The sequence below is a fragment of the Mesorhizobium sp. M0815 genome, from assembly GCF_040319995.1.
Lineage (GTDB): Bacteria > Pseudomonadota > Alphaproteobacteria > Rhizobiales > Rhizobiaceae > Mesorhizobium.
In genome coordinates this window covers 13,723-28,405 of record NZ_JAMYOU010000045.1, presented here as the reverse complement: position 1 = coordinate 28,405, position 14,683 = coordinate 13,723, and the positions used below count along the sequence as shown (strand labels likewise).

The 14,683-nt window shown below is 61.7% G+C and carries 15 protein-coding genes and 1 tRNA gene; 8 read left to right on the top strand and 8 right to left on the bottom strand.

What is annotated here, in order from left to right; genetic code table 11:
- Window positions 1–329: 329 nt before the first annotated feature.
- Entirely contained in the window at window positions 330–845 is a 516-nt protein-coding gene (locus tag NKI01_RS28885; RefSeq protein ID WP_352965509.1) for a hypothetical protein, read from the bottom strand.
- Between the two features lie 347 nt (window positions 846–1,192).
- Here NKI01_RS28885 and NKI01_RS28880 point away from each other — a divergent pair, with 347 nt between their 5' ends.
- Entirely contained in the window at window positions 1,193–2,827 is a 1,635-nt protein-coding gene (locus tag NKI01_RS28880) for a recombinase family protein (protein WP_352965515.1), read from the top strand.
- Here NKI01_RS28880 and NKI01_RS28875 read toward each other — a convergent pair.
- Window positions 2,784–2,860, bottom strand: a tRNA-Met gene (locus NKI01_RS28875). The genes NKI01_RS28880 and NKI01_RS28875 overlap by 44 nt on opposite strands.
- A 236-nt stretch (window positions 2,861–3,096) precedes the next feature.
- Between NKI01_RS28875 and NKI01_RS28870 the strand changes: the two genes are divergently transcribed.
- Window positions 3,097–4,056 (top strand): Gfo/Idh/MocA family protein, encoded by a 960-nt coding sequence (locus NKI01_RS28870; protein ID WP_352482033.1) that lies wholly within the window; start codon window positions 3,097–3,099, stop codon window positions 4,054–4,056.
- Between the two features lie 14 nt (window positions 4,057–4,070).
- Here NKI01_RS28870 and mnmA read toward each other — a convergent pair whose 3' ends face one another.
- Window positions 4,071–5,261: a tRNA 2-thiouridine(34) synthase MnmA gene (gene mnmA / locus NKI01_RS28865; protein WP_352965506.1), complete on the bottom strand. Its 1,191-nt coding sequence runs from the start codon at window positions 5,259–5,261 to the stop codon at window positions 4,071–4,073.
- 261 nt (window positions 5,262–5,522) lie between these two features.
- Between mnmA and sciP the strand changes: the two genes are divergently transcribed.
- Window positions 5,523–5,798 carry a CtrA inhibitor SciP gene (sciP, locus tag NKI01_RS28860; RefSeq protein ID WP_023679563.1) on the top strand — a complete coding sequence of 92 codons (276 nt, stop codon included), beginning with the start codon at window positions 5,523–5,525 and terminating at the stop codon, window positions 5,796–5,798.
- Window positions 5,799–5,855: 57 nt separating this feature from the next.
- Here the strand turns inward: sciP and NKI01_RS28855 are convergent, their stop codons facing one another.
- Entirely contained in the window at window positions 5,856–6,782 is a 927-nt protein-coding gene (locus NKI01_RS28855; RefSeq protein WP_023719277.1) for an NADP-dependent oxidoreductase, read from the bottom strand.
- 94 nt (window positions 6,783–6,876) lie between these two features.
- Here NKI01_RS28855 and NKI01_RS28850 point away from each other — a divergent pair, with 94 nt between their 5' ends.
- On the top strand, window positions 6,877–7,272 hold the full coding sequence (locus NKI01_RS28850) for a winged helix-turn-helix transcriptional regulator (RefSeq protein ID WP_352856596.1): 396 nt from the start codon (window positions 6,877–6,879) through the stop codon (window positions 7,270–7,272).
- Window positions 7,273–7,333: 61 nt separating this feature from the next.
- Here NKI01_RS28850 and NKI01_RS28845 read toward each other — a convergent pair whose 3' ends face one another.
- The gene (locus NKI01_RS28845; protein ID WP_023719275.1) at window positions 7,334–7,711 is read right to left on the bottom strand and encodes a flagellar export protein FliJ; all 378 of its coding nucleotides are present in this window, start codon (window positions 7,709–7,711) and stop codon (window positions 7,334–7,336) included.
- A gap of 450 nt (window positions 7,712–8,161) precedes the next feature.
- Here NKI01_RS28845 and ctrA point away from each other — a divergent pair, with 450 nt between their 5' ends.
- Window positions 8,162–8,857: a response regulator transcription factor CtrA gene (gene ctrA / locus NKI01_RS28840; protein WP_006203583.1), complete on the top strand. Its 696-nt coding sequence runs from the start codon at window positions 8,162–8,164 to the stop codon at window positions 8,855–8,857.
- A 93-nt stretch (window positions 8,858–8,950) separates the two neighbouring features.
- Here the strand turns inward: ctrA and NKI01_RS28835 are convergent, their stop codons facing one another.
- Window positions 8,951–9,319: a response regulator gene (locus tag NKI01_RS28835; RefSeq protein ID WP_352817924.1), complete on the bottom strand. Its 369-nt coding sequence runs from the start codon at window positions 9,317–9,319 to the stop codon at window positions 8,951–8,953.
- 236 nt (window positions 9,320–9,555) lie between these two features.
- Window positions 9,556–10,185: a histidine phosphotransferase ChpT gene (gene chpT, locus NKI01_RS28830; protein WP_023719273.1), complete on the bottom strand. Its 630-nt coding sequence runs from the start codon at window positions 10,183–10,185 to the stop codon at window positions 9,556–9,558.
- Between the two features lie 384 nt (window positions 10,186–10,569).
- Here chpT and NKI01_RS28825 point away from each other — a divergent pair, with 384 nt between their 5' ends.
- Window positions 10,570–11,106, top strand: a complete 537-nt coding sequence (locus NKI01_RS28825; RefSeq protein WP_245278600.1) for a DUF1134 domain-containing protein — start codon at window positions 10,570–10,572, stop codon at window positions 11,104–11,106.
- A gap of 168 nt (window positions 11,107–11,274) precedes the next feature.
- On the top strand, window positions 11,275–12,438 hold the full coding sequence (locus tag NKI01_RS28820; protein ID WP_352965503.1) for a coiled-coil domain-containing protein: 1,164 nt from the start codon (window positions 11,275–11,277) through the stop codon (window positions 12,436–12,438).
- 137 nt (window positions 12,439–12,575) lie between these two features.
- Here the strand turns inward: NKI01_RS28820 and NKI01_RS28815 are convergent, their stop codons facing one another.
- Entirely contained in the window at window positions 12,576–13,373 is a 798-nt protein-coding gene (locus NKI01_RS28815; protein WP_352909215.1) for a TrmH family RNA methyltransferase, read from the bottom strand.
- Window positions 13,374–13,672: 299 nt separating this feature from the next.
- Between NKI01_RS28815 and NKI01_RS28810 the strand changes: the two genes are divergently transcribed.
- A complete protein-coding gene (locus NKI01_RS28810) occupies window positions 13,673–14,677 on the top strand; it encodes a L,D-transpeptidase family protein (protein ID WP_352965500.1) in 1,005 nt (334 codons plus the stop codon).
- The last annotated feature ends 6 nt before the right edge of the window (window positions 14,678–14,683 follow it).

Below are 14,683 nucleotides of genomic sequence, written 5' to 3'. Positions count from 1 at the left end.
AAGCTCCTCGGCTCCTTGCTTCAGTGTCAGTATGTCTCGCTCATCACCTCAAGCCGCGCCAGATGGGGTCAGCTTGGCGCTTACGGAAGAAGAAAGTAGACGACGAAGTGATTGTTCGCCTCATTGATAGGTTGTCCGTTTAGCCCGCACTAGGCTGTGTCAGAGCGGGGCGGTTAGAATGCCGGCGTGACAGGCCAGTGAAAAGGCCATTCTGATCAACGACAGTTTCGATTGTTCGTGAGGCCGAATTCGCACGAAAATGGACAAAAGTTGAAACCAGAACCCCCAGGCCATGGTCTATCAAAGACCGAGGCCAGTGTTAGCGGCAATCAATCTTCGACCATCTCAAAATTGGAGCCGGAGATGTTGCGAACTCGCCAGTTGTGGCCTGCATTAGTCAATTCTGTGTTTAGCCACTTGGCAGGAGGAAGCTCTAGTCCTGCCATCATACGAGAAGTTATGCCGTCGTGGCTTAGGACGTACAGTCCGGCAAATTGCCGGACGATTTCAACGCGATTGGCGATTAGGTCCTTTTGAGCAGCATCCTTATCAACGGCCTTCGTCGTCGCGCTCAATCTCTCTTCAACTTCGGCCTGCAGTTTCGCGGGCACAGTAAGAAGTTTCGACACAAAGAAAATCGCCGCCAGCACCGTTGTCATACCTACGGCCGCCACAAGCTTTACTAGCGCTCCGGACATATCGCCAAGGAAATACCAAGTGGCAAAAAACACAGCGAAAAGCGGAGCCAGAGTAACTAGAATGCGCTCCCAATTGTTCCATCTGACCGATGCGAGACTTTCCCGCCAGGCGCGCTTTGCAATGGTCTTCCAGTAGGTCTTGGTCATTGCCGGTTCATAGCAGAATCGAGTTTCCAATTCAAACTGAGGGCAGATAGGCGTTCAGCTTGGGAAGCTAGCCCTTTCGACCCGATTCCAAGGACTTGCCTGTAAAACAGGCGGAAAGTCGCTTGTATGATATCAACGGGTTACGGCGGGATTGTAAAACCGTCGCGGCATCAGCACCGGTACTTATTAGTCTCGGCGATGAAGCACGTGAACTCGCGCTCGACCTCGAAGGCCGCCTCGTCTCTTGTGGCGGCGGTTCCTCGTCTCTTGTGGCGGCGGTTCCTCGCTGCCCGCGGCGCTGGCGCGCCTCGTCGAGGCCCTTGCGCGTCAGGCGGCGCGCGACGCTTATGAGCGCCGCCAGGAGAACACCCATGAAACGAGCGGCACTCTATGCCCGCTATTCAAGCGACCTGCAGACCGACAGGTCGATTGAGGACCAGGTAGCGCTCTGCTCGGACTATGCCGCCAAGCAGCAGCTGACCGTCGCTACCGTCTTTCACGACCGCGCCCGCTCCGGCGCCTCGATCATGGGCCGCGACGGCGTGCTGTCGATGATGGACGCCGCGCGCGACGGCCTGTTCGACGTCCCCATCGTCGAGGCGCTTGACCGCCTGTCGCGCGACCAGGAAGACCTCGCCGGCATCTACAAGCGGCTCACCCATCTCGGCATCGAAATCCGCGCCGTGCATGACGGCCGGGCAGACATCGTGCAGATCGGCATCCGCGGCCTGGTCGGCGCGCTATATCTACAGGATCTTGCGCAGAAGGTGCGGCGCGGCATGGCCGGCGTGGTGCGCGACGGCCGCAGCGCCGGCGGCAAGGCCTATGGCTATGCGCCGGTGCCGGGAAAGCTTGGCGAACTGTCGATCTTGCCGGAAGAAGCGGCGATCGTGCTGCGCATCTTCGAGGAGTATGCGGCCGGCCGAACGCCGCGCGACATCGCCGGCGGGTTGAACGATGACAACATTGCCCCGCCGCGCGGTCGCTACTGGTCGGGTGGGACTATCAACGGCAACCCAAAGCGAGGCTACGGCATTCTGCAGAATGCCATCTATGACGGCCGCATCGTCTGGAACCGTGTCCACATGGTCAAGGATCCGGATAGCGGCCGGCGCCAGTCGCGCGTCAATCCGAAGTCCGAGTGGCAGGAGCATGCCGCCGAGCATCTGCGCATCGTGCCGGCCGAGCTGTTCGCCGCGGTCAACAACCGCAAGCCGCGCAATCGTTGCGAGACGCCGCAGCGCAAGAACACGCGGCTGCTTTCAGGTCTGCTTCGCTGTGGCGCCTGCGGCTCGGGCATGTCGGTGAAGGACAAGATGGGACGGCTGACCCGCATCGTCTGCACGCGCGCCAAGGAATCGCGCTCGTGCACCAACACGCGGCCCTATGCCGTCGATCATATCGAGGCGACGGTGCTGGACGGTTTGCGCGCCAGGCTGAACGACAAGGCGCTGATCGACCACTATGTCGCCGCCTACAATGATGAGCATCAAAAGCTCTATTCGGGGCAGGGCGCCTCGCGCGAAAAGGCAGCGCAACGGCTTGACGCTGCCAAGCGCGAATATGACCGGGTGCTGAACGCCTACGTCAAAGGTATGATCTCCGAAGCCGAGGCCGAGCAGCGCCTGCCCGAGCTGCGCGCTGAGCGCCAGCGCCTCGAGGGCGAGCTCGCGGTGACGCCGCAGCCGCCCAAGGTCGTTACGCTGAAGCCGGCGCTGGTCACCCGCTATATCAGAGATCTCGAAGCGCTCGCCGCGGCGATCGGCGACAACGGTTTCGTCTCTGAAGAGGCCAAGAAGATCGTCCGCGACGTCGTGACCACAGTGACGGTCTACCCGCCAAAGGCGGGTGAGCAGCCGTCGATCCTGATCGATGGATATCTGTCCAACATGGTCGACCAGGGCCTGAGCCACCGCGTCTCCGTTCGGGGGGGAGCGATGGTAGCGGGAGAGGGACTTGAACCCCCGACCCCAGGATTATGATTCCCGTGCTCTAACCAACTGAGCTACCCCGCCAGGGCGGCGAAGGCCCGAAATCCAGCTTAAATCGGCAGGCATATCGGCGCGTTCGCCAAGGTCGCGCGGATATAAGGTTGCGAGGCCAAGCCTGTCAAGCATCGAAGTGGCTGCCGCGCCGGCATATTGCTGGCGCCTAAAGCTTTGCCGGGCAGACATTTGGGCGCACAGGCCGGGGTTGAGTTCGGCGAGGCACGTCGCTATGTCTCGCCCACGAAAGCCATGGTCAGAAATTGATGAAACCGCGCATTGCAGTCCTCGGTTGCGGATACTGGGGCAGCAACCACATCCGCACCCTCAAGGCGCTCGGCGCGCTGCACGCGGTTTCGGACGTCAACCCTGCGCGTGCGGAAGGTTTTGCCAGCGAGCAGGATTGCCTGGCGATCGAGCCGGAGGCGCTGTTTGCCCGCGACGATGTCGACGCCATCGTCATGGCGCTGCCGCCGCAGTTCCATGCCGACATGGCGGTGCGCGCCGTGCTCGGCGGCAAGGACGTGCTGGTGGAGAAGCCGATCGCGCTGACGGTGCCCGACGCCGAGCGCTCGGTGCAGGCTGCCGCCGACAATGGCCGTGTCTTCATGGTCGGCCATGTGCTGCGCTTCCATCCCGCATTCGAGACGCTGAAGGCGCTGATCGACAATGGCGAGCTCGGCGAGGTCCGCTACATCCATTCGCATCGGCTCGGCCTCGGCAAGTTCCACACCGAAAACGATGCGTTGTGGGATCTGGCGCCGCACGATCTGTCGATGATCCTGGCCATCACCGGCACCGAGCCGGTCGAGGTGCGCGGCGAAGGCGCTGCCCTTCTCGACAATCTCAGCGACTTTGCGCATCTGCACATGCGCTTTCCCAACGGCCTGCGCGGCCATCTGTTCGCCTCGCGGCTCAACCCTTACCGCGAACGGCGGCTGACCGTGGTCGGCACCAAGGCGATGGCGGTGTTCGACGATGTCGAGCCGTGGGAGCGCAAGCTTGCCGTCTACCGCCACGCGGTGTGGCAGGACAGCGGCCAATGGGCGTTCACCGCCAACGAGCCGTCCTATGTGGCGGTCGGCGAGGGCATGCCGCTGACGCGCGAGCTGGAGCATTTCATCCACTGCATCGAGACGCGGGCCGAACCGCGCACCAGCGGCGAGGAAGCCATCCGCGTGCTGCGCATCCTGACCGCCGGCACCGTCGCCCACACCAGGCCCTAAGCGAAAAACGCCGTCTATTCGGCGGGAACCCGCGCCGGCTGGACGGCAAGCCGCGTCAGCATCGCCTCGGCTTCGGCGCCGCGCTCGGAGCGCTCGATGAAGCCGCCGCCGAACACGCGCGCCTCGTTGCCGTCGTCGGAATAGAGCACGCAGGCCTGACCGGGGGCGATGCCGGACTCGCCGTCGACCAGCTCCACCGAAGTGACGCCGGCGCGGTGATGCAGCACCGCCGGGCGCGGCGGCCGCGTCGAGCGCACCTTGGCGAAAAGCTCAAGCCCGGCCGCCGGGATATCGGTTAGCGGGCCATCGCCCAGCCAGTTCATATTGCGCAAGAAGATCTTGTGGGTTTCCAGCGCCTCGCGCGGGCCGACGACGACGCGGGCCCGGTCGGCGTCGAGATGGACGACGTAGAGCGGCTCACCGGAGGCGATGCCGATGCCACGGCGCTGACCGACGGTATAGCGCAAAATGCCCTCGTGGCGGCCAAGCACGCGCCCGTCTATATGGACGATATCGCCCGGATTGGCGGCAGCCGGCTTCAGCTTGGCGATGATGTCGGAATATTTGCCCTGCGGCACGAAGCAGATGTCCTGGCTGTCCTGCTTGGCGGCGACTGTCAGTCCCATCTCCCCGGCGATGGCGCGAACCTCAAGCTTCGACAGGCCGCCGAGCGGAAAACGCAGATAGTCGATCTGCGCCTGGGTGGTGGCGAACAGGAAGTAGCTCTGGTCGCGGTCGGCGTCGACCGGCCGGTAAAGCGCGCGATGGGCGCCATTGGCGCCGGAACGGATATAGTGACCGGTGGCCAGCGCGTCGGCGCCAAGTTCCTTGGCGGTCGCCAGAAGATCGGCGAATTTCACCGTCTGATTGCAGGAGACGCAAGGGATCGGCGTCTCGCCCGCGACATAGCTCTCGGCGAACGGGTCGATCACCGCCTTGCGGAAGCGCTCCTCGTAATCGAGCACGTAATGCGGGATGGCGAGCGTCTCGGAGACGCGGCGGGCATCGTCGATGTCCTGGCCGGCGCAGCAAGAGCCGGCCCGGTGCGTTGCCGCGCCGTGGTCGTAAAGCTGCAGCGTGACGCCGACGACGTCGTAGCCCTCGTGCTTCACGAGACCGGCAACGACCGACGAATCGACACCGCCCGACATGGCGACGACGACGCGGGTGTTTTCGGGGCGTCCGGGAAGATCGAGGCTGTTCATGGTTCTTTCGTTCTGCGCGGCGTTTCAATGCCAATGGCCGGAATATAGGTCAAGCGTCCCGGCCGCGCCAGCTTTGCAGGCCGGCTCATTTTTTCCAGCCGGGTTCAACGCGCTTGCCGGCAGATATCTCAAATGCCGATGAAAAGACTAACGCGGCGTTCATGATCCTTACCTATCCATTAGGGTCTGCTTAGCCAAATTTTAAAGCTGTGGCGGTAATGTGGTGGGGATTGGGTCTTTGAGTTTTTTGTAGAGAGTACGATGACCGATCTAATTAGACCGCGAGTCAAATACGTTATCGGGCCTGACGGCAGCCCACTTACCATCGCCGATCTGCCGCCGACGAACACACGTCGCTGGGTTATCCGGCGCAAGGCGGAAGTGGTGGCGGCGGTGCGTGGCGGGCTTTTGAGCCTGGAAGAGGCGTGCCAGCGCTACAAGCTCACCACCGAGGAATTCCTGTCCTGGCAGGCGTCGATCGACGAATACGGCCTTGCCGGGCTGCGCACCACGCGCATCCAGCAATACCGGCATTAGTCCGATAAGGGCGCTGATCCGCGCCCTTAAAGTTTGCCGGAGCGACGATCTGGGATTTCAGACCGTCAGCACCACCTTGCCGATCGGCCTGGTGGCGAGAAAGGCATGGGCGGCACCGGCCTGTTCGAGCGGAAACGCCTTTGCCACGTGGACGGCCAGCTTTTTCGCGTCGATCAATTTGCCGAGTTCCACCAGAGCGGCACGGTCGGGCACCACGGACATGCGCTCGACGCGGATGCCTTGCGTCCTGGCCTTTGCCTTGGTGGCATCGCTGACATCGAGCAGCGACACCAGAACACCGCCGGCCTTGAGCACTTTTAGCGATTGCTCCGCATGCTCGCCGCCGAACGGCTCCAGAACGAGATCGATGTCGCGAGCCTTTCCGGTGAAATCATCCTCTGTGTAGTCGATCACCTCGTCGGCGCCGAGCGAGCGGACGAAATCGAGCTTTTCCGGGCTGGCGGTCGCGACGACGTAAGCACCGCGCGCCTTGGCGATCTGCACCGCCAGATGGCCGACGCCGCCGGCTCCGGCGTGGATCAGCACGCGCTGGCCAGGATTGAGCCGGCCATGGCGGACAAGGCCTTGCCAGGCCGTCAGGCCGGCCAGCGGCAGCGCGGCGGCTTGGGCGTGGTCTATGCCTTCAGGTTTCGGCGCAAGCTCATCAGCCGGGACAGTGGCGAGTTCGGCGTAAGCTGCCGCCTGTTTGGGAAAGCGCGACATGCCAAAGACGGCATCGCCGACCTTAAGGCCGGACAGGCCGGAGCCCAGCGCCTCGACAGTTCCCGAAACGTCCCAACCAAGGATGAAGGGCGGCTCGCCAAGCAGCGGATAGTGGCCGCCGCGCACTGCGCCGTCGACCGGATTGATGCCGGCCGCCTCGATGCGGACCAGCACTTCGCCGGCCTCGGGTGATGGCGCGGGACGATCGGCAATGACGAGGACGTTGGGTGCGCCGAAGGAATTCTGGATAATGGCACGCATGGGAGGCTCTCTCCTGCTGGTTTGATATGCCACTATCATTTGGATAGTAATATTCTCTTGTCTAGTATGTACCTTTTTGATATATACGCACCTCATGGATAGCGAAGATTGTTTCCCTTCCGGTTATGACGCGTTCCGACGGACGTGCCCCTCGCACGCGGTGCTCGAGACGCTCGCCAGCAAATGGGTCCACCTGGTGATTTGTGCGTTGCGCCGGGGCCGGCTCCGCAACGGCGAATTGGCGCGCAAGCTCGAAGGCATCACCCCGAAAATGCTGACGCAGACGCTGCGTATCCTGGAACGCGACGGCCTGGTGCGGCGCGAGGTGTTCCCGGTCATTCCCCCGCGGGTCGAATACGAGCTGACCGAACTTGGCCAGAACCTGGCAGGACTGCTCAATCAGATCAGGGCCTGGTCGGAGCAGCATGTGCCCGACATCAAGAACGCCCGCGCGCGGGCGGCGGAACAGCAAGAAGATCTGGGTGCCTGAGGCGGCACCGTTCGGTGCGCAGCAATAGCGCTCAAGTGCGGCGCGCGTTAAAGCCTTGTTTTCAGCCGATCATGGCGCTGCGGCCGCCGGCTTCCGTGTCACGCGCCTTGGTGTCGCGCGATTCGAGCATCTCGGCCTTGGAAAGCTCCGCTTCGGCTTCGCTAAGCAATGATTCGGCGACATTTCGCTGCTGGGCGAGGTCGCTTTGCGAATTTCTGAGGTTGTCGCGGCGCAGGCGTGCCGCCTTGGCGAAGGTCGGATAGGCAAAATGATTGATGTCGGTGATGCCGGCCTTCTTCTCTTCGGCCGCGATCTGAAGTTCCAGCTCGACGGCCATGCGCTCGAACTCGGCGATCATCATGTCGAGCTGCAGCAGCTGCCGCCGCTTCTCGCTCACCTGAAATTGCTTCAGCCGAACGAGGTTTTCACGTGACTTCATGATTCGGCACTCCCGGAAACGCACACCTGCACATATCGTCCAATTCACCCGGCAAGGCCCAGGCTTCACCCGTTTCCACCGGCTTTCCCGGAACTATGGGAAACAAACTCCTAAAGTTTTTTGCCGGCGGTAACCATTCGTTTACGGGCATTGTTAATCATACGGCTCAGGACTTAAGGGCGGGTAAAAATTCTGCTACTCGTCGCGAAACCCGGCCAATGAGTCCGAAGAGTCACTTAGTCTGGCTTATTAATGTGCCGCATTAATGGTTTGGGTCTGTGATTCATTATTGGATTCAACAAGGTGTAGAAAGGGGTTAAAAAATCTGATACCGTCATGGACGGGGAATTAGGTTTTATTAACCATTCGATGGCAGCCTCTGCTCAGGCAATCACTGCTCCGGTCCTGGACGGGTCGTGAAATGGTCCGGCAGCAGAAAAGGGGAATGAAATGCGCGTTCTGCTGATAGAAGACGACAGTGCAACCGCACAAAGCATCGAGCTGATGCTGAAATCGGAAAGTTTCAATGTCTATACGACCGACCTTGGTGAAGAGGGTGTCGATCTAGGCAAGCTTTACGATTACGACATCATTCTCCTCGATCTCAATCTCCCCGACATGTCGGGTTATGAAGTTTTGAGGACACTTCGCCTGTCCAAGGTGAAGACGCCGATCCTCATCCTCTCCGGCATGGCCGGTATCGAGGACAAGGTGCGCGGCCTTGGCTTCGGCGCCGACGATTACATGACCAAGCCCTTCCACAAGGACGAACTGGTCGCTCGCATCCATGCCATCGTGCGGCGTTCCAAGGGCCATGCCCAGTCGGTCATCACCACCGGCGACCTGGTGGTCAATCTCGATGCCAAGACCGTTGAAGTCGGTGGCCAGCGCGTGCATCTGACCGGCAAGGAATATCAGATGCTGGAGCTGCTCTCGCTGCGCAAGGGCACCACGCTGACCAAGGAGATGTTCCTCAACCATCTCTATGGCGGCATGGACGAACCGGAACTGAAGATCATCGACGTCTTCATCTGCAAGCTGCGCAAGAAGCTCGACGCCGCATCGGGCGGGCAGAATTACATCGAGACCGTCTGGGGCCGCGGCTATGTGCTGCGTGAGCCGGAAGATATCCGCGTCAGCGCCTGATCCCGAAAGTGGATGCCGGTTTTCGGAAAAGAACGCAGTAAAACAATAAGATAGAGCTTCATCCCGATTTCATCGGAATGGAACGACCCCTGGTCAGGCGGCAATCTTCAAGGCGCGGAAGCACTCGAGCAATTGCGGCCGGTTGAACGGCTTCAGCAGGTAACCCTGGGCGCCGGCGCGTTTTGCCCGCATGATCGCCCCGACGTCGACCTCGACCAGCGAAATCAGAACTTGCGGCAATACCGGGCTTTCCATGGAGCGCACGCGGCGGATGAGGTCCTGCGCCTGCATGTCCGGCAAGGCGCCGTCGACGACGATGATGTCCGGCATGTCGGCACTGCACATCTCGATCGCCTCATGGCCGCTGGCGGCTTCGATCACCATCATGCCGGAGCCGCCCAGGATACGCTTTGCAACCTTCCTGATGACGCTCGAATTGTCGACGAACATGCAGCGTTTCATTCCCGGACCCTCTTTGCCATGCGGCGAACCGGCAGCGTCGTGGCATCTGCCGGGGAACATAGGCCGATCTGGTAAAGAAGCCGAAAAGCCGTTAGGTAAAATTTTCCTGAAGGTGTTGTAAGCGAAGTCTTCTTTCGCAATGCTTCATCCAATCAATCCGCAAGCCCGTCTCGCAGATGTTAAGACAGTGCCGCAAATATGACCTGGAGAAATACTTCGCGCTCTTTTGGAGAACTTCAGGCTACGGAAAGGACGATCTCGTCGGCGGTCGCATGGATCGATATCGTCATGTTGGCTTCGCGGGCCAAAAGCAGCGTGTAATAGGGTTGCACCGAATGCGCGTCGATCGGCTCTTCCGGTCTGTGGCCGGAATGCAATTCCAGGAATTTGGGCGGCACGCGCAGCATCGGGCCGCTCGCCGCGAGCGCAAAGCGCGGCTCGGTCTCGAGGTTCTCCAGCGTGACCACCAGCCTGCCGCCGCGCGGAATGGCGGCGTTGGCGACGAGAATGAGATTGAGCAGCAGCTTGACCTTGTTCTTGGGCAACAGGGCGCGGGTTCCGTTCCAGACCAGTTCCGGCTTCTCGTTCTTCAGGAAGGCGATGGCCACGGCCTCGGCGTCCCCGGTGTCGATCAGCATGCCGGCCGAACCGGCGGCGCCGAAGGCGATGCGGGCGAATTGCAGGCGGGCGGAGGCGTTTTTGGCGCTTTGGCGGATCAGCTTCATGGCGTCTTCGTCGGCGCCGCCTTCGTCGAGCAGCTCAAGCCCGTTGTTTATGGCGCCGACCGGCGAAATGATGTCGTGGCAGACCCGGCTGCACAGCAGCGCTGCCAGGTCGGGTGCGGAAAGGGTGAAAAGCTCGGCCATCGGCAAAAATCCCTGCAAATTTCACAACAAATGACCGGGCGATCATGATCACGCCTGTCCACACGAATCACCCTCTCTCCCAAGCATTGTGAATACACAGCGCTTGTGCGTGCAGCAACAAATCCAAAATTATCATTGCCGAAAATGGTGTGTTCACGCAGCCTGGGTGCTGCGCGGGCATGCGAAAACAGCCTTCGAACCGCCATGTTCATGTGAGAGTTTAATGGTTGAAAAAGGATTACGGCATAGTTTGCCCCTAACAGTCATCCTTAACGGCCGCCAAAGAGCCGTACGGGTGCGAGGCGTCGGCGAAAGTGCTCCCTGACGGAGATTGGAAGCATGGTTTCCCGATTCTACGACCGGACTTTTTTCCGTGTCATCTCAATGACGATCGCGCTCATCGGCCTTGTCGCCTTTTCGACATCGGCCGCGCGGGCGCAAGAGTACACCGCCCAGGAGATCGTTGATTCCGGTCATAAATTCTTCGGCGCGACATCGGGTGGGCTGGCCACGGTCGTCGAGAAGATTTTCGCCACCTATGGCCTGCCGAACGGCTATCTGCTCGGCGAAGAGGGGTCCGGGGCTCTGATCGGTGGCCTGACCTATGGCGAAGGCACGCTCTACACCAAGAATGCCGGCGATCACAAAGTGTTCTGGCAAGGCCCGTCGCTCGGCTGGGATTTCGGCGGCGAGGGCTCGCGCGTGATGATGCTGGTCTACAATCTCGACGATGTGAGCAGCCTCTATAACCGCTTTGGCGGCGTCGCCGGCTCTGCCTATGTCATCGCCGGCGTCGGTTTCAACGTGCTGAAGAACAACAATGTGCTGCTCGTGCCGATCCGTACCGGCGTCGGCGCCCGTCTTGGCGTCAATCTCGGCTACCTCAAGCTCACCCAACGCGCGACCTGGAATCCGTTCTGACCTGCACGATGGCGCCACTGCGGTTGGCCCTGTGATCCCACGGTCTGAGCTTTGCCGCGGCAGACCCTTGCCGCGGCGCCGGATTTCCGTCATGCGAAGATGGCAAAGTCGAACTTTGACCATTGCCTGCCGCCCATAACGGCCGGCCATGCATAACGGATAGTCATCTTGGTCCAGTCGATCCTGTTCTTTGTCCTCGGCTTTCTCTGCGCGGGCTTTCTGGCGCTGATGATTGCCCCGGCCGTCTGGCGGCGGGCGGTGGCGCTGACGCGCAGGCGCGTCGAGGGTTCGATGCCGCTGACGCTGGCCGAGATCCAGGCGGACAAGGATCGCGTCCGCGCCGAGTTCGCCGTTTCGGCGCGCCGGCTCGAAATGACCATCAAGTCATTGCGCGAGAAAGCCGCCGAACAGCTGGTCGAGATCGGCCGCGACCGCGAAGCCCTGAAGGAATTGGCGGCCGAGCGGCAGGACAAGAACCGGGTCGTCGCCGACCTCACAACCAGGAGCGAGGAGCTTCGCAAGCGCGATGAGCAGCTGCAGCAGCTGTCGGAGAGGCTTGCGGAGACCGAGCGCGCGCTCGAAAAGCGCGGGCTCGAACTGCGAAAACTGGAGCACATGTATGACGACGCCAGTTTTTCGTCCAGCAGCCGGCAGATCGAGCTGGTGGCGCGCGAATCCGAGCTGCAGAAGCTGGCAAGCGACATTTCGCTGCTGCGCGGCCAGCGCAAGGAGGCGGACAGGCGCAGCCAGGAATTGACAGCCGAGAGCAAGGTTTTGCGGGACGCGCTGAAGGCCGAGAAGAAAAGAACCGGTGAACTGGAAAAGAAGGTCGAACGCCTGCTCGCCACGCTGGCCGATCGCGAGGACAGGCTGGAGCGCCGCGAGAAGGAACTGGTGCGCCTTCGCGAAAGGGCGAAAGGCGCTGAAAGCCCGCCTGCGGCGGGTCTTGCCGGCGTGCCAGGCAGCCAGGTCAATGCGGCCGCCAACGGCGACATCGAAAACGCAACCGCCAAGCTCGATGCCGACCGCGAGCGGCTGGAGGCCAGGCTGACATCGCTGGCACGCGAGAACAGGAGGCTGAAGACAGATCTTGCTGCCGTCGAAACGTCGAAATCGCAGGCCGGAGACGATACCGGCCGCGCCAGCGCGGCATTGCGCGAAGAGATGAACGATCTGGCAGCGCAAGTCGTGGCCTTGACAGCCAAGCTCGACGGGCCGGATTCGCCGATCGCCCGGGCGCTTGCAGCGCCTGAGGATACGCGGCCGGAGAGCGGCGGACGCAGTCTTGCCGATCGCGTGCGGGCGCTGCAGAAGGCCGCATCGACCAACTGAGACGCCGCAAGCGTAAGAGCGGGACGCCCGGCTCTAAAGCGCGTCGTGTTCGACCGGCCTCATGCGACGCGCTTTATGTTCTTGTTTTGATGCATGTCGTTACCGCAAAACCGCTGCACACTTTTGCGCGACATGCATCAGGCCCCGGAAAAATGATGAAGTGCGATGGCTGACGCCGCTGCGACATTCAGGCTGTCGAAATCCTGCGCCATACCGATCCGCAGCGTCTGCAGGCGAGCAAGCAGGCTTTCCGGCAGGCCTTCGCCCTCGGTGCCGAGATAGAGAGCCAGCCGCTCGTTTCTCTTGGCATCGCGAATGTCGATTTGCCCGCGCGGCGACAACGCGAATTGGCTGAAGCCTTGCTGGTCGAGTATGGCGATGCAGCCGGCGGCGTCGGCAAAGGAGGCGAAGGGGACTTTCAAGGCGGCGCCCACCGAGACGCGGATTGCCTTGCGGTACAGCGGATCGCAGCAGGTCGGATCGAGAAGCACGGCATCCGCGCCAAAGGCGGCGGCATTGCGGAAGATCGAGCCCATATTGTCATGATTGGCGATGCCGACCAGCACAACGATCAGCGCGCGGGCGGGCAGTGCGCCGAGCAAAGCTTCAGCGGAGATGGCCGCGCCCTTGCGGCCGATTGCCAATATGCCGCGATGCATGTGGAATCCGGCGATCCTGTCCATGATTTCGCCGGATGCGACATAGATCGGGAGCCCGGCAGGCGCCTTGCGCAGGACGTCATCGAGGCCGGCCAGCCGGTTTTCGAGTACCAGCACCGATTCTGGCTCGAAGCGCCGGGCGGCAAGCAGCGTGTCGAGCACCACCTTGCCTTCGGCGACGAAACGGCCTTGCCGGCCGGCAAGATCTCGCTCCCGGATGTCGAGATAGGCAGCGACGCGGGGATCCTGCGGGTCGTCTATGCGGATCGGATTCATGGCTTCCTCGGCCGACCATGGCATCGGCCGCGAATCGGGATTCGGTTTCGGAAGGCATGATGCCGGATCCGAAGCTCGGACCGTATCTCAGCGTCCAAATGGATGCACGCCGTTCGAACGGTCAAGCTCAATCACTGGACGCCGGGCCGAGCCCCCCGACGACGAGAAATACTTGATTCCAGCGGCACAGCCCTTCGGCCAAGCCGCTTCAATTCAGAATTTCGATCGGGCGAAGGAACCACACAGGGCCATGCCGCGTCATAGAAGCGGGCTCCTGCTGCAGTCCTGGGAGGACATCGATGATCAGGCTCCTCCTCGTCTTCGCCGCCACGCTTGCCCTCGCATGCGGCGTGGCTCGCGCAGCCAAGCTCGATCCAGCCACCGTCAATCAGGCCCAATTCGCTATCGGCGAACCGAAGGGTGTCGATCCGATGCTGCTGAAGGCGCAGATCCTTCTGGATCGCGCCCGCTTCTCGCCGGGCCTGATCGACGGTCGTCTTTCCCAGAACTTCGCCAAGGCCGTCGCCGCGTTTCAGGCGGCAAACGGACTTCCGCCCGACGGCAAGCTCGATCCACAGACCTGGAGCAAACTCATCGCAACCTCCGCCAGGCCGGTGCTGGTGACCTATGAGGTGATGCGCAAGGACGTGCGCGGACCTTTCACCAAGCGTATTCCGGCCCGCTTGGAGAGGATGGCCCGCTTGCGGCGGCTCGGTTACCGCAATGCGGTGGAGAAGTTGGCCGAGCGCTTCCATATCAGCGAACAATTGTTGAGAATGCTTAATCCTGGCACCAGTCTCAGGAAACCAGGCAGGACGTTGGTGGTGCCTGATGTCGGCAGGGGCGACCCTGCCGCCGGGGTTGCCGCCGTCGAGATCGACAAGGGCGCTCGCCTGGTGCGTGTGCTCGACCGTGCCGGCAAATGGCTGGCGGTCTACCCCGCCTCGATTGGGAGCGACGAGAAACCGGCGCCAAGCGGCACGGCAGAGGTCAAGCGCGTGGTGCACAACCCTACCTATCACTATGATCCGGACTTCGCTTTCAAGGGGGTCAAGACCAAGCGGCCCTTCACTATCGCTGCCGGGCCGAATAATCCGGTGGGATCGGTCTGGATCGATCTTTCCATCGAAAGCTACGGCATCCACGGCACGCCGGAACCGGGCAAGATCGGCACGACCTTTTCCCATGGCTGCATCCGGTTGACCAATTGGGATGCCGAAGACCTCGCCTCCATGGTGCAGCCTGGCACGAAGGTCGAGTTCAAGGACGAGATTGCGCAGGCCGCCGAAGAGCGCGCTCAGTAGCAGGCG